Origin of the sequence: Sulfitobacter sp. (assembly GCF_039977885.1) — a bacterium.
In the GTDB taxonomy this organism is placed as follows: Bacteria; Pseudomonadota; Alphaproteobacteria; order Rhodobacterales; family Rhodobacteraceae; genus Sulfitobacter.
In genome coordinates this window covers 467,976-482,604 of sequence record NZ_JBDWCI010000020.1, presented here as the reverse complement: position 1 = coordinate 482,604, position 14,629 = coordinate 467,976, and the positions used below count along the sequence as shown (strand labels likewise).

12 protein-coding genes are annotated in these 14,629 nt (G+C 57.0%); 9 read left to right on the top strand and 3 right to left on the bottom strand.

Annotation, left to right across the window (positions count from 1 at the left end; translation table 11 throughout):
- The first annotated feature begins 4 nt into the window (after positions 1-4).
- Genes tsaE through trxA form a run of 6 tightly spaced genes read left to right on the top strand, consistent with a single transcriptional unit; the run spans position 5 to position 8,833 of the window.
- Complete coding sequence (gene tsaE, locus ABJM03_RS15995; RefSeq protein ID WP_348418843.1) at positions 5-472, top strand: tRNA (adenosine(37)-N6)-threonylcarbamoyltransferase complex ATPase subunit type 1 TsaE; 468 nt, start codon at positions 5-7, stop codon at positions 470-472.
- Positions 469-1,479, top strand: coding sequence for a phosphotransferase (locus tag ABJM03_RS15990; protein WP_348418842.1), 1,011 nt, complete (start codon positions 469-471; stop codon positions 1,477-1,479). The genes tsaE and ABJM03_RS15990 overlap by 4 nt, the downstream gene beginning before the upstream one ends.
- On the top strand, positions 1,476-2,156 hold the full coding sequence (locus tag ABJM03_RS15985; protein WP_348418841.1) for a nucleotidyltransferase family protein: 681 nt from the start codon (positions 1,476-1,478) through the stop codon (positions 2,154-2,156). The genes ABJM03_RS15990 and ABJM03_RS15985 overlap by 4 nt, the downstream gene beginning before the upstream one ends.
- Positions 2,149-5,097 carry a double-strand break repair protein AddB gene (addB, locus tag ABJM03_RS15980; protein WP_348418840.1) on the top strand — a complete coding sequence of 983 codons (2,949 nt, stop codon included), beginning with the start codon at positions 2,149-2,151 and terminating at the stop codon, positions 5,095-5,097. Before ABJM03_RS15985 ends, addB begins: the two co-directional genes overlap by 8 nt.
- Positions 5,094-8,480: a double-strand break repair helicase AddA gene (gene addA / locus ABJM03_RS15975; RefSeq protein ID WP_348418839.1), complete on the top strand. Its 3,387-nt coding sequence runs from the start codon at positions 5,094-5,096 to the stop codon at positions 8,478-8,480. Before addB ends, addA begins: the two co-directional genes overlap by 4 nt.
- A 32-nt stretch (positions 8,481-8,512) precedes the next feature.
- A complete protein-coding gene (gene trxA / locus ABJM03_RS15970) occupies positions 8,513-8,833 on the top strand; it encodes a thioredoxin (protein WP_348418838.1) in 321 nt (106 codons plus the stop codon).
- Positions 8,834-8,864: 31 nt separating this feature from the next.
- On the opposite strand, the gene ABJM03_RS15965 is transcribed toward trxA, so the two are convergent.
- Positions 8,865-9,830 carry a phosphotransferase gene (locus ABJM03_RS15965; RefSeq protein ID WP_348418837.1) on the bottom strand — a complete coding sequence of 322 codons (966 nt, stop codon included), beginning with the start codon at positions 9,828-9,830 and terminating at the stop codon, positions 8,865-8,867.
- A 74-nt stretch (positions 9,831-9,904) separates the two neighbouring features.
- Here ABJM03_RS15965 and hslV point away from each other — a divergent pair, with 74 nt between their 5' ends.
- The 3 genes from hslV to ABJM03_RS15950 are packed head-to-tail and all read left to right on the top strand — an operon-like array spanning position 9,905 to position 13,028.
- Positions 9,905-10,462 carry an ATP-dependent protease subunit HslV gene (gene hslV / locus ABJM03_RS15960; RefSeq protein WP_348418836.1) on the top strand — a complete coding sequence of 186 codons (558 nt, stop codon included), beginning with the start codon at positions 9,905-9,907 and terminating at the stop codon, positions 10,460-10,462.
- Positions 10,459-11,766, top strand: coding sequence for an ATP-dependent protease ATPase subunit HslU (gene hslU, locus ABJM03_RS15955; RefSeq protein WP_348418835.1), 1,308 nt, complete (start codon positions 10,459-10,461; stop codon positions 11,764-11,766). The genes hslV and hslU overlap by 4 nt, the downstream gene beginning before the upstream one ends.
- A 38-nt stretch (positions 11,767-11,804) precedes the next feature.
- Entirely contained in the window at positions 11,805-13,028 is a 1,224-nt protein-coding gene (locus tag ABJM03_RS15950) for an MFS transporter (RefSeq protein ID WP_348418834.1), read from the top strand.
- Here the strand turns inward: ABJM03_RS15950 and ABJM03_RS15945 are convergent.
- Both ABJM03_RS15945 and ABJM03_RS15940 read right to left on the bottom strand, forming a co-directional pair.
- Positions 13,011-13,616: a Smr/MutS family protein gene (locus ABJM03_RS15945; protein ID WP_348418833.1), complete on the bottom strand. Its 606-nt coding sequence runs from the start codon at positions 13,614-13,616 to the stop codon at positions 13,011-13,013. The two genes, ABJM03_RS15950 and ABJM03_RS15945, sit on opposite strands and share 18 nt — an antisense overlap.
- Positions 13,613-14,623 carry an MltA domain-containing protein gene (locus ABJM03_RS15940; protein ID WP_348419154.1) on the bottom strand — a complete coding sequence of 337 codons (1,011 nt, stop codon included), beginning with the start codon at positions 14,621-14,623 and terminating at the stop codon, positions 13,613-13,615. Before ABJM03_RS15940 ends, ABJM03_RS15945 begins: the two co-directional genes overlap by 4 nt.
- Between the last annotated feature and the right edge of the window lie 6 nt (positions 14,624-14,629).

Sequence of the window (14,629 nt, the reverse complement as noted above, 5' to 3'; positions counted from 1 at the left end):
CGAAATGAACCTGACTGTCCCCCTTACATCTGCGGAAGATACCGCAGCCTTGGCACAACGCTTGGGCGTGCAACTACATGCTGGCGATACTATTTTGCTGACCGGAGATGTTGGCGCAGGGAAGACCCATTTCGCCCGCGCGCTCATCCAGTCCTTGCTTGCCCAGCCCGAAGACGTGCCCTCACCAACGTTTACTCTTGTGCAGACCTATGATGCTGCAGACGGGACCGAGATTTGGCATGCCGATCTTTACCGGCTCACCGGCCCTTCCGAGATAGAAGAGCTGGGCCTAATCGATGCCCTAACCAATGCAATTTGCCTGATCGAATGGCCTGACCGGTTGGCCAGCCTACGTCCTGCCAATGCGCTGGACATCACCCTTTGCGCCACCGATGAAGACGATCACCGACTGCTCACAGCTCAATGGTCCGATCCCCGCTGGACCACACGACTTACGGATTGGACCCTATGACTGACCGCGCGACACTTTTGACCGATTTTCTCAACACTACCGGTTGGGGCGATGCCACACGGGTGACCATCGCCGGTGATGCATCCAATCGCCGCTACGAACGGTTGAGCAAACCTGACAACAGCACACTCATCCTGATGGATGCACCAGCAGAGAAGGGCGAAGACGTCCGCCCCTTCATCGCAATCGCTGAACATCTGCGCGGGATCGGCCTGAGCGCCCCAGCGATCCTACACCGTGATGTCGCCAACGGTTTTTTGCTGACCGAGGATTTGGGCGATGATCTTTTCAAACAGGTAATCGCCCGTGATCCCGCGCTGGAAGAACCTTTGTACGCTGCCTCTGTCGATGTGTTGAGCGTATTGCACGCGGCCCCTTTGCCACCACTTGCCGCCTATGACACCGCGACCATGACCTCTTTTGCCGCCCGCGCCTATGAGTGGTATCTTTTTGGTCTGACAGGCGCGCAAAATACGCCAGAGCAAGAACAGTTCGAAAAACTCATGGCGGATTTGCTCGCCCCCTTGGAAACCGCGCCACAGGTCTTGATCCAACGTGATTACCACGCCGAAAACCTGCTTTGGCTGCCGGAACGTGACGGCCCTGCCCGCGTTGGCCTGTTGGACTTTCAGGACGCCATGCAGGGCCATGCGGCCTATGATCTTGTCTCGATCCTGCAAGATGCGCGGCGCGATGTGCCCCCTGCAATCGAAACCGCGATGATTGATCGCTATCTGGCCCAAAACCCGCAGGACGGCCAAGCCTTCCGCGCGGCCTATGCCGTCTTTGGTGTGCAGCGTAATCTGCGGATTGTCGGTGCCTTTGCGCGGCTATGCATCGTGGCGGGCAAGCCGCGATATGTCGACCTGATCCCCCGTGTGTGGGAGTTCGTAGAGCGCAATCTGGCTCATCCTGCATTGGCTCCGATTGCACCACATATCCGCGCCACCCTGCCCCCACCCACGCCAGATGCCTTGGCGACCCTCAAATCCAAGTGCGCCGCATGAGCCTGCCTGTTTTAATGTTCTCTGCGGGCTTCGGCACGCGCATGAAGCACCTCACAGCTAACCGCCCAAAGCCGCTGGTCGAGATCGCAGGACGCCCGCTTATCGACCACACGCTGGCGCTTGCCCAAGGGATAGCCCCGCCTGTGATCGCCGCGAACCTGCATTACCGCGCCGAGATGTTGCAGGCGCATCTGGCACCGCAGGGTGTGCGCACAATCGTCGAGCTTCCTGACATCCTTGAAACAGGCGGCGGTTTGCGCAACGCCCTCCCGCTTCTTGGCACCGGCCCTGTTATTACGATGAACACAGATGCTATCTGGCATGGCCCCAACCCCTTGCAGCTTTTGCTTGAGGCTTGGCAGCCTGATCATATGGATGCGCTGTTGATGGGCGTTCCGCCACAGCACGCATTAGAACATCAAGGTCTTGGCGATTTCACCCCCGATGCCAAAGGATGCCTAAGCCGTGGTGCTGGTTTGGTCTATGGCGGGGTGCAAATCATCAAGACCGACCTTTTGGCCAACATCTCTGAACAGTCCTTCTCTCTCAATCTGGTCTGGGACAAGATGTTGGAGGCAAAGCGGCTCTTTGGTATCTCTTATCCCGGCCAATGGTGTGACGTAGGGCATCCCGGTGGCGTTCTCACCGCCGAAAAGCTGATTGCCTCAGATGTTTGAGCCTTCTACATCCCCCCGCGTCTTTGGGCTCGCTCCCGGTATCGACTTTCCTCAGGCTTTGGTGGATGGGTTACTGCACAGGATGCAGGGCCAGCCGCCCGAAGCATTGGCCCGCGTTGATTTGCTGGTCAACACGCGCCGCATGGCCCGCCGCCTGCGCCGTATCTTTGAGGACGGTCCAGCGGTTTTACTGCCGCGCATCCGGCTCCTTACAGATTTGGAAACATTGGCCCCCGGCATCATTCTGCCGCAAGGTGCCCCTGCCCTTCGCCGGCGGCTAGAGCTGATCGGCCTCATCTCGGCCTTGTTGCAGCAATCACCGGAATTGGCATCGCGTTCGTCGCTTTATGATCTGGCCGATAGCCTTGCCGCTTTGATTGATGAAATGCAGGGTGAAGGTGTCTCCCCCGACCGGATTGCGGATCTGGATGTGACCGATCAATCGGGCCATTGGGAACGGGCAAAGACCTTCCTTGGCATTGTGCAAAACTATCTTAGCCTCACAGAATCCGCGCCGGATAACGCGGCGCGGCAACGCGCGCGGGTTCAGGCCATGGCCGCTCTTTGGGCAGAGCAACCACCGCAAAATCCGGTGATCATTGCTGGATCAACCGGCTCCCGCGGGACCACGATGGCGCTTATGCAAGCTGTAGCGCGGCTGCCACAAGGTGCGTTGATCTTGCCGGGGTTCGACTTTGATCTGCCATCCAATGTCTGGGCAGCCCTGGATGATCCGATGATTTCCGAGGACCATCCACAGTACCGCTTTTATAGTCTAATGAACGGATTAGAGAGCAGCCCAAATGCCGTGAAAGAATGGCATGACTGCGCGGCTCCTGCTCCGATGCGGAACAAGCTGATCTCCTTATCTTTGCGACCTGCTCCCGTGACGGATGCTTGGCGGATCGAGGGGCCGCAGCTTAACGATCTGGAATCCGCGACCAAAGACATCACCCTACTCTTGGCAGAAACACCCCGCGCAGAGGCGCTTGCCATTGCTTTGCGCCTGCGCCGTGCGGCCCAAGACGGGCAAACCGCCGCGTTAATTACCCCCGACCGGATGCTTGGCCGGAGAGTGACTGCCGCGCTTAGCCGGTGGGGTATCCTGCCAGACGACAGCGCTGGCACGCCCTTGCACCTATCGCCTCCGGGTCGGTTTTTGCGACACGTGGCCGGTTTAATGACGAAAAAGCTGGATGCCGAAGCCCTGCTGACGCTGCTCAAGCATCCGCTCACCCATAGCGCCGAAGATCGCAATTTACATCAATTGCACACCCAACGCTGCGAATTGGCGATCCGTGACAAAGGTCTGCCCTACCCTGAGCCAGATCCTTTTGTATCCATGTGCCAAAAGGCAGTGCGCGACAATCCGGAGATGGAAGAATGGGCCGCTTGGGTCGCTGACGCCACGATGGGCTTGCAAGACAACAGCACCCAACCGCTGAGCCACTGGGTAGAACGGCATCTCATGCTGGCAAACCGGATTGCGGCAGGCCCCACAGGCAACCAAGCGCATGAGCTATGGCGGCAAAAAGCAGGCAAAGAAGCCCTGCGTGTTATGCAAGAGCTCTCTGCCGAGGCCGAATATGGCACAAGCCTGACAGCCCGCGATTACAGCGATCTTGTGGGCGCATTGCTTTCTGCTGGCGAAGTGCGCGACCGCGATGCCCCGCATCCCGACATTATGATCTGGGGCACCTTGGAGGCCCGCGTGCAGGGTGCCGATCTGGTGATCCTTGGTGGATTGAATGACGGCACATGGCCCGAAGCACCGCCGCCTGATCCGTGGTTGAACCGCAAAATGCGTAATGCAGCCGGCCTGTTGCTGCCTGAGCGGCGCGTGGGGCTATCGGCCCATGACTACCAACAAGCAGTATGCGCCCGCGAAGTCTGGATTACCCGCGCGATCCGTTCAGAGGATGCCGAGACAGTGCCATCGCGCTGGGTGAACCGGTTGGGCAATCTGATGGGTGGTTTGCCAAATCAGGGCGGTGCCCGCGCATGGAAGGCGATGATCGCGCGCGGCGACTATTGGCTGGATCAGGCCCGCGCTGCAGAAACCGTCACACGTGTTGCCCCTGCGCCGCGCCCCTCTCCGCGACCACCTTTGGCGGCTCGCCCCCGCAGCCTGTCAGTGACAAAGATCAAAACACTGATCCGCGACCCCTATGCCATCTACGCGCAATATTGCCTGCGATTGCGTCCTTTGAACCCTCTTGTGCAATCGCCCGATGCGCCCTTGCGTGGCACTGTTACCCACAGCGTCATGGAAGCATTTGTAAAATCAGCCCTGTTAGACCCTGATTTACTGACCAAAGATCAGCTTTTGACCATTTCCGAACAAATCCTGACTGATCTAGTGCCATGGCCCGCTGCCCGCACGATCTGGCTGGCTAAACTTGCGCGGGTGGCAGATTGGTTCATCACGGCAGAGCAAGAACGCTTGCGCCACGCACGCCCTATTGCCTTCGAAAAAGACGCACAGGGCAAGCTGGAGCTCGCCGACCTTGGCTTCACGCTCAAGGGCGTCGCGGACCGCATTGACCGGTCTGAAAACGGGGACATCCAGATTTACGACTACAAGACTGGCAAGCCACCCACCGAAAAACAACAGGCACATTTCGACAAACAACTGCTGATCGAAGCCGCGATGGTGGAGGAAGGTGCGTTCAAAAACGTGGGCATAGCGCCTGTTTCAAAGGCCGTTTTCATCGGTTTGGGCAATCCGCCGGTCGAGGTTGAGGCCCCTTTGCAAGAAGAGCCTCCTGCAGAAATCTTAGAAAGCCTGCGGACGCTCATAAAGGCCTATTTAGACCCTAACCAAGGATTTACGGCTCGCCGCATGATGGAGCGGGACGATTTCGCTGGAAATTATGACCACCTTGCACGCTACGGCGAATGGGATGGATCAGACCCTGCGCAGTCAGAGGATGTGATATGAACCGCCTTCCCGAATGGAACGATGCAACCTTTGCGCAGATCACGGCCGCGCGGCCCGATATGTCCACGTGGCTCAGCGCGAATGCGGGGTCGGGCAAGACCCGCGTGCTCACCGATCGCGTGGCGCGGCTGTTGTTGGATGAAGTAAAACCCGAGCATATTTTGTGTCTGACCTACACCAAGGCCGCCGCATCCGAGATGCAGAACCGATTGTTCAAACGCCTGGGCGAATGGGCGATGATGGAAGACGACGGCCTGCGTGCGGCGCTGCGCGATCTAGGTGTTCTCAGAGAAATCGAGCCGCAAAAGCTGCGCGATGCGCGCACCCTGTTCGCCCAAGCGATCGAGACACCGGGTGGTTTGAAAATCCAGACGATCCACTCGTTCTGTGCGTCTCTATTACGGCGCTTTCCGCTCGAAGCGGGTGTCAGCCCACAGTTCAAAGAAATCGAAGACCGCGCAGCCGAGCTGTTGCGTGCTGATATTCTTGACCGGATGGCGGAAGGCGAAGAAGCCCATTTAGTCACCGATCTTGCCGCGAATTACACAGGTGAGAATTTCTCAAAACTGACCCAAGCGATCACAGGCAAGCGGGAGCTTTTTGTCGACTTGCCAGACGACACAAATACGCTGTTTGATCTGCCGCAAGGTTTTGACCTGCATGCCCTGCCCCGCGAAGTCATGGATGAGGCAGTTGCGCGCTGGATGCCAAAAGCGATTGATGTGCTTGCCGCTCAAAAGAGCGTGACCATGACGCGTATGGCTGACAGCCTGCGCAGCATCAATTTCGAACAGCCCTCCCTCACTGATATGGACCAGCTCAAGACCGCGCTGCTCACTCAAAAGATGGAGATGCGCAAGAACCTTGCGACCAAAGATGCAGCCGCGGATCTTGGGCCGCTCCTCACCCCGTTGGAGGACCTTGCCCAGCGCGTCATGGAAGCGCACGACCTGCACATGCGGGCACGCAATGTGGCGCGAACCGGTGCGCTACACCGCTTTGCCACGGCCTTTATCAAGCATTATGAGGCCGAAAAACAACGCCGCGGCTGGCTGGATTTTGACGATCTGATCCTACGCGCACGGGCGCTGCTGAATGATAAGAACGTGGCAGCATGGGTGCTTTACCGGATTGATGGCGGCATCGACCATATTCTGGTGGATGAGGCGCAAGATACCTCACCGCGCCAATGGGATGTCATTGAAAAGCTGGCGGATGAATTCGCCTCAGGCGAAGGTGCGCGCGAAAACCAGACCGAGCGCACGCTGTTTGTCGTGGGTGACAAAAAGCAATCTATCTATTCGTTTCAGGGTGCGGACCCCCGCGAATTCGACCTCAAGCGCGCAGCATTTCAGCAAAGTCTTGAAGCCGCAAAGCTGGGGTTCCAGAACCAGAGCCTTGATTATTCCTTCCGCTCCTCTCCGGCGATCCTGCGCACTGTGGATCAGACGTTCAACACCCAGCCTGATCCGCGCATGGGCGAGGCAATGACCCATCTCGCATTCAAGGATGCGCTGCCCGGTCGGGTCGACCTGTGGCCAGTGATCGAAGAAACAAAGCCCGACAAGGAAACACCCGATTGGACGGATCCAATCGACCGCAAAAGCGAACAACACCACACTGTCATTCTTGCCGATCAAATTGCCGCCCAGATCAAATATCTGGTGGAGGGGGACCACTACATCCCTGATGAAGGCCCTGACCGGCAAATGATCCGTCGCCGCATCACAGCGGGTGATTTCCTGATCCTTGTTCGGGGGCGCAAGACCGGCCTGTTTTCCGAAATTATCCGCGCATGCAAAGCTGCTGATCTGCCCATTGCGGGTGCCGACCGGCTTAAGGTCGGGGCCGAGCTAGCGGTGCGGGATATCGGTGCGCTGTTGTCTTTTCTGGATACCCCCGATGATGCGCTATCGCTGGCGACTGCGCTGCGTTCTCCTCTGTTTGGCTGGGACGAGCAGGCATTATTCACGCTGGCCCATTACCGCCCCTTAAAACAGGACCTGTGGCAATATCTTCGTAACCAGCAGGAAAAATACCCTGAAACACTGGCCATCTTGCAGGACCTACGCGGACAGGTAGATTTTGAACGCCCTTACGACCTAATCGAACGCATCCTCACGCGCCATGACGGGCGTCGCAAGTTATTGGCACGCATGGGGACCGAGGCAGAGGATGGCATTGACGCGCTGTTGGGTCAGGCGCTGGCCTATGAACGGACCGAAGTGCCAAGCCTCACAGGGTTTCTGGAATGGATGCAGGCCGATGATCTGGAAATTAAACGCCAGATCGACAGCGCCTCGGACCAAATCCGCGTGATGACGGTGCATGGTGCCAAAGGGTTGGAGGCACCGATTGTCATTCTGCCTGATACTGGCCGCAAGGACGTAAAGATAAACGACGAAATTATCTCTCTGGATGGCACCCCAATCTGGAAACCAAATGCCTCAGATATGACTGCTGGCATTCAAACTGAGATCGACACCCTTAAAGAACTGCAAACCGAAGAAGGCTTGCGCCTGCTCTATGTTGCGATGACCCGCGCGGAAAAATGGCTGATCGTGGCCGCCGCAGGAGCCATGCCCAGCAAGGGCGACAGCTGGTATCAGATGACCGAACAAGCCCTTACACATCTCAACGCGGTTCCGGTGACTGAAGGCGACATTCAAAGCCTGCGCCATGAAGAGGCAGGTTGGAACGATTTGCCAATTGTCGAACTTTCCAAGGAGACAAAGGTCACACCTGCACTTGACCCTATGTTCACAACGCCTGCCCCTGCCCCGCGCCTGCGGCCTGATGTGATTACGCCATCGGATATGGAAGGTGCAAAAGCGTTGCCCGGCGAGGCAGGCATGGATGAGGAGACCGCAAAATCCTATGGTACGCTGGTGCACAGTTTGCTTGAACATCTGGCTGCACTTGGCCCTGACGACCGCGCGACCGCTGCCGAATTATTGTTGCAGAACGCCGATGTAACCCTTGCAGATATGGCAATGGAAGAAGCCTGCCGCGTCATCGACACGCCAGAGCTGAGCGGTATCTTTGCCTCCGATGCGCTTGCCGAGGTCGCTGTAACCGCGGATCTGGGCAGCCGGCGCCTGTATGGTGTGATTGACCGGCTCATTGTCACCGACGACGAAGTACTAGCCGTGGATTTTAAAACCAACCGCACCGTTCCCGATGATGCGGCGGCCTGCCCCGAAGGGTTGTTGCGGCAGATGGGCGCATATTCACACGCGTTGCATGCAATTTATCCGGATAGAACGGTCAAAACCGCTATACTCTGGACGCAATCCCGCAGACTTATGCATCTGCCTCACGATATTGTCACAGCCGCTTTGCATCGCACGGGTTACCTTGACGCAGAGCACATGCCTTCTTAGTTACTGAGTAACCAAAACCCATGGAGAGCTTTATGGCCACCGTTTCCGTTTCCGATTCCACTTTTGACGCAGAAGTTAAAAATTCAGACATCCCCGTTGTGGTTGATTTCTGGGCCGAATGGTGTGGCCCTTGCAAACAGATCGGCCCAGCCCTCGAAGAGCTGTCCGCCGAGATGGAAGGCAAAGTGAAAATCGTCAAAGTGAACGTTGACGACAACCCGAACTCACCTGCACAGATGGGCGTTCGCGGTATCCCAGCGCTGTTCATTTTCAAAAATGGTGAGGTCGTGTCCAACATGGCCGGCGCACGCCCAAAGGCAGCGCTGCAAAGCTGGATCGAAGAATCCATCTAAAAATTACCGAATTTCGATTTGGAATAGCGCGTCAGGCAAAAGCCCGGCGCGCTATTTTTTTGACCCGTTCCAACCGCATAATGCTGCTCAGGGACGATTTATCCCGCATTCTGTTCCAGTCAGTCAAAACCTGTACCTTGCTTAGAAACACAACGGTTGGATCACTGCGATCGATCAGGTCATACCCGTCAAAAAACGCATCCCATGCCTTTTGTGGCACAGCCGAGCCCCTCGGGATGTCATCAAGGTCTCCGACCATCTGTGTATAGCTTTGTAAAAAGCGCGCGATATCATAGGCAACGGGCGCATCATCTGCCCCCAGAAAATCCAGCGCCGCAGTCGTGTCTTTGGAAATCATGATGTTATGCGCGTTCAAATCACCGTGTTTCGCGGCAATGGTCCCCAGATAGCCGTCCGCAGCACCCGCGTAGTCACCGATCCTATCCGCATAGGTGATGAACGCTGCCTGCCCGCTGATGCGCCGCTCACCGCGCCGCATTTGATCGGCAAGTTTACGCATATGACCCACCATAAACCGCGGTTTAAAGGCGCGTTTTTGCCTGAAAGTTCCGCCATGAAACCCCGCCACCCAAGATCCCGCCTTGCGCAACAACACGCTGTGGTCTGTTTGTGCACGGCACAGATCGAGGAATGTTTCGCCCGCGATATGCCGCATTAGGTAGGCTTGCGCCCTGCGATCGCTTGCTAGGATTTCGGGGACGGTGTTCCCGTGTGATCCACGCAATGCGTGAAAGGCGGCCTGATGCGCGTCCAGAATTCGCCCGAACCCTTCATTATCTTGCGGGCGTTGCGCATATTTCAACACCACAGATTCCCCAGCAGCACTGTCGTGGCGTTGCACGATATGCAGCCTGTTACGGTCGTCTTTAATCCAGTCGGCACCGCAAATATAGCCATCTACCGTCAAACCCGCCTGTGACCCGAGTATCTGAAAAAGTTGCGATGCTTCTGATTTCAGGCGCTTTATCTCAGGCAATGCGTATCCTTTCGGGCTATGGCCTTGCGAAACCTTCGCAGGGTTTTCATATAGGTCTCAACTATGGAGGCTTTATGGCAAACCAAGAATTCCCCGGCTGGCACGGTACAACGATCATCGGCGTGAAAAAAGATGGCGAAGTGGTAATTGCGGGGGACGGGCAAGTCAGCCTTGGCCAGACCGTGATCAAAGGCACTGCGCGCAAGGTCCGTCGCCTGAAACCGGGCGGGCATGATGTGGTCGTGGGCTTTGCCGGTTCGACCGCTGATGCGTTCACCCTGCTGGAGCGGTTGGAGGCCAAGCTAGAGGCGACACCCGGTCAATTGCAACGCGCCAGCGTCGAGTTGGCAAAGGATTGGCGCACGGACAAATACCTACAGAAACTCGAGGCGATGCTCATCGTCAGCGATGGGACAGAATTGCTGATCATCACCGGTGCCGGTGACGTGCTAGAACCTGAACATAACATCGCAGCTATCGGATCGGGCGGTAACTTTGCCCTTGCTGCTGCGCGCGGGCTGATCGACAGCAACCGTGACGCTGAAGCCGTAGCGCGTGATGCGATGAAAATCGCCTCTGACATCTGTGTTTATACCAACGGCAACCTGACCGTGGAGAAAATCAAACAATGACTGATCTGACCCCCCGCGAAATCGTCTCGGAACTGGACCGTTTTATCATTGGCCAAGGTGATGCCAAACGCGCCGTTGCTGTGGCCCTGCGCAACCGCTGGCGCTGTCGCAATCTGCCCGATGACATCCGCGCAGAGGTGTACCCCAAGAACATCCTGATGATTGGCCCCACAGGCGTTGGTAAAACCGAAATCTCCCGCCGGTTGGCCAAATTGGCGCGCGCGCCTTTCCTTAAGGTCGAAGCCACCAAATTCACCGAAGTCGGGTATGTCGGGCGCGACGTAGAGCAGATCGTGCGTGACCTACTGGATGCTTCGATCGCCATGACACGCGAACACATGCGTGAGGATGTCAAAGCCAATGCCCAAAAAGCGGCGGAAGAGCGTGTGATTGACGCGATTGCAGGCCCCGATGCTCGGTCCGGCACCCGCGACATGTTCCGCAAAAAACTGCATGACGGGCAGCTTGACGACACAATGATCGAGCTTGAAGTCGCCGATACCTCTAATCCTTTCTCCACGATGGAGATCCCCGGCCAGCCCGGTGCGGGTGCCGGTATGATGAACATCGGCGATCTGTTTGGCAAAGCCATGGGTGGGCGCACCACCAAGAAACGGCTTAGCGTGGCGGACAGCTATGAAGTTTTGATCAGTGAAGAGGCCGACAAACTACTGGATGATGAAACCGTCAACCGTAACGCGATCGAGGCCGTCGAGCAGAACGGCATCGTCTTCCTTGATGAGATCGACAAGGTCTGTGCCCGCTCGGATGCGCGCGGCGGTGACGTAAGCCGCGAAGGCGTGCAGCGTGATCTGCTGCCGCTGATCGAAGGGACCACAGTAAGCACCAAACACGGGCCGGTGAAAACCGACCACATCCTGTTTATCGCTTCCGGCGCCTTTCACATCGCCAAACCATCGGATTTGCTGCCTGAACTTCAGGGCCGTCTGCCGATCCGTGTCGAACTGCGTGCGCTGACCGAGGCGGATTTTGTCCGCATCCTGACAGAGACAGACAATGCACTGACGCTGCAATATACCGCGCTGATGGGCACCGAACAGGTCGAAGTATCCTTTACCCCCGAAGGCATCGCAGCCTTGGCCAAAATCGCGGCGGATGTGAACCAATCGGTGGAAAACATTGGTGCGCGCAGGCTGTATACAGTGATGGAACGGGTGTTCGAAGAACTGAGCTTTACCGCGCCTGACCGGAGCGGTGAGCAGATCGTGGTCGATGCTGCCTTTGTCGACACCAACCTTGGCGAGCTTGTAAAATCCACCGATCTAAGCCGCTACGTGCTTTAACCTCTTTTCATTCCCCCATGCGTCAGCAATCTAGGCGCATGGGCTATATCCGCTTTCTTATCAATAACCGTTTGTTCCTGCTGGCGGGTTTCTTACTCACGTTTACCTCGTCCTTCGGGCAGACCTATTTCATCTCGCTGTTTGCGGGTGAAATTAAGGGCGCCTTTGACCTGAGCGATGGGCAATGGGGCGGGATATATACGGTTGGCACGACCTTATCCGCGATCACGATGATCTGGGCTGGGGTCCTGACGGACCGGTACCGTGTGCGGCATTTGTCGCTTGGGGTGATGGTGCTGCTTGCAGTGGCTTGTCTGGGGATGGCTGTGGTACCCAACGGCTTTTTGCTGATCTTTGTGATCTATGCGCTGCGCCTGATGGGGCAGGGGATGCTGTCCCAGCTGGGAGCGGTCGCAATGTCGCGCTGGTTTGTTGCCACACGGGGACGTGCGCTATCGCTCTCGTCGATGGGGTTCGCAGTGGGACAGGCGATTTTACCGGTGGTGTTTGTGGCACTGCTGGTGACCATGAATTGGCGCCACCTATGGATCGTGGCCGCGGTTTGTATCGTGTTATTGATCCCGCTTATGCAGGTCTTGCTTAAACAGGAGCGCACACCGCAATCCATGTCCCAAACGACCCAAAGCTTTGGCATGGGTGGGCGCCACTGGACCCGTGGGGAGATGCTGTGCCATCCGTTATTCTATATTCTCATCCCGATTGTCATCGGCCCAGCTGCATGGGGCACGGCGTTGTTCTTTCAACAGGTGCACCTGACCGAGGTAAAAGGATGGAGCCTGGTTTCATATGTCGCACTCATGCCCGCATATACAGTGGCAAGCATCGCTGCGACATTTATCACAGGCTGGGCCATCGACCGATTTGGCGTGAAATGGGTCGTGCCTTTTCAAATGATCCCATTTGGCCTTTCTTTCATCGTGATCGCCTCGGCGGATACGATTTTCATGGCTGGTGTCGGGTTGTCTATTTTCGGGATCGGGCAGGGGATGCAGGGAACAGCCACGTCGGCCTTCTGGTCAGTCTTCTATGGCACGCGCAACCTTGGTGCGATCAAAGCGGCTGCGGCAGCGCTGATGGTGTTCGGCTCTGCCATCGGGCCGGGGATCACCGGTGTTCTCATTGACGCGGGTATTGATTTCCCTGACCAGATGATCCCGCTATCGTTGTTCTACTTCATCGGTGCTGCAATGGCTGGCCTCGGAATCTGGCGCTATCAACGCGACCTACCTGTGGCGACGTAGATAGACGTAATAGGCGCCGCCACCGCCATGGCTGATATGGGCCTGAGCCACCTGTAATACCACGGATTTCATCGGCTGCATTGCCAGCCATTGCGGCACCTGATGGCGCAGCACACCGTGCCGTACAGGGATCGGGCCACCTTCGTCGCGCTGTTTACCTTTGCCAGTGACCACAAGGATAAGACGCTTACCCTGCGCATGAGCGTTCATCACAAACCCTGTAAGGGCAGGGTGGGCACGGTCCAGTGTCATGCCATGTAAGTCAATCTTGCCCTCTGGACGCAGCTTGCCACGTTTGAGCTTACCGAAAGATTTTGCATCCATTTGCACAGGGGCCTGCCGGATCTGATCATGAATGGCCGGGGCCAGATTATGTGCAGCCGGGGCAGATTTCCCGACAGGTTTGCCAAGGATCAGCGAACGGGTCTTGCGCAGACTGGATGGCGCTGGTGCATGAGAAGGGGCTGGCAATTCAGTATCAGGATCAAACTGACGGGCCTCAAGATTACTGCGCTTTATCGGCTCGGTCTTGGCGCGGACAAGGTCCCACAAGGCGCGGTCCTCGGCTGACAGCCCCCGCCGTTTCATATCGCACTTTCAGGAAGCAGAGCATAAGCCCGCTGTATCGGCATCAAAACCAACAAGCGACCCGGATCGCGCAATGTGCCAGCCTCCCGGCCTGCCGCATCCCCTGTGCCAAAGAAAACATCCGCGCGCTGCGCACCTTTGATGGCAGAACCGGTGTCTTGGGCAACCATCAGGCGGCGCAAAGGAGTTTCGCCGTCTTTTTCAATCCAGACAGGCGAACCGAGCCGCACAAACGACGGATCAACAGCGACAGTCCGCATAGCCGTGATCGAGCGGTTCATGGCACCCAGCGGCCCTTTGTCAGCTGGTACTTTGCTCACTTCACGAAAAAACACATAGGACGGATTGTGATACAGCAGGTTCTCGCCTTCGACGGGATTTCGCCTTACCCAGTTTTTGATGACTTCTGCGCTGACCTGATGCGGATCGTAAACGCCCCGCCGCACAAGCTCTTGCCCGATAGAGCGATAGTTGTGCCCGTTCGACCCGCGATAGCCCACCCGCAGAGCTGTACCGTTGGGAAGCTTGATCCGGCCGGAACCCTGTATCTGCAAAAAGAAAAGCTCAACAGGATCATCGACGTAGGCGATAACCAAATCACGCCCGTCCATCACCCCACCTTCGAGGATCTCACGACGGGTGAGCCAAGGGCGGTTTACGCTCGCTTCGGGTGGCATTTTATAGACGGGGTAGCGATAGCGGCCTGACCGTGTGAGCGAGCCTTCAAGCTCGGGTTCGAAGTAGCCGGTGAACAACGGGTCTTGCCCATCGTCCATCAAAACAGGGCGGAACAGCAGCTCGAAAAACTCGCGCGGGTCAGGGCCGGATTGCGCGTAGGAACAAATGGCTTTCCAATCCGTGCCCTTCATATCCTTGCAGGTGTTCAGAAAAGTGCTGAACGCCGCAGCGTGGTCATCTTCTGCCCAGCCATCAAGCTGATCAAAAGACAGGATGTCATATTTCACCTCAGACGCCAAAGGCCCCGCCAAAAGCGAGGCCGTCACAATGGCACT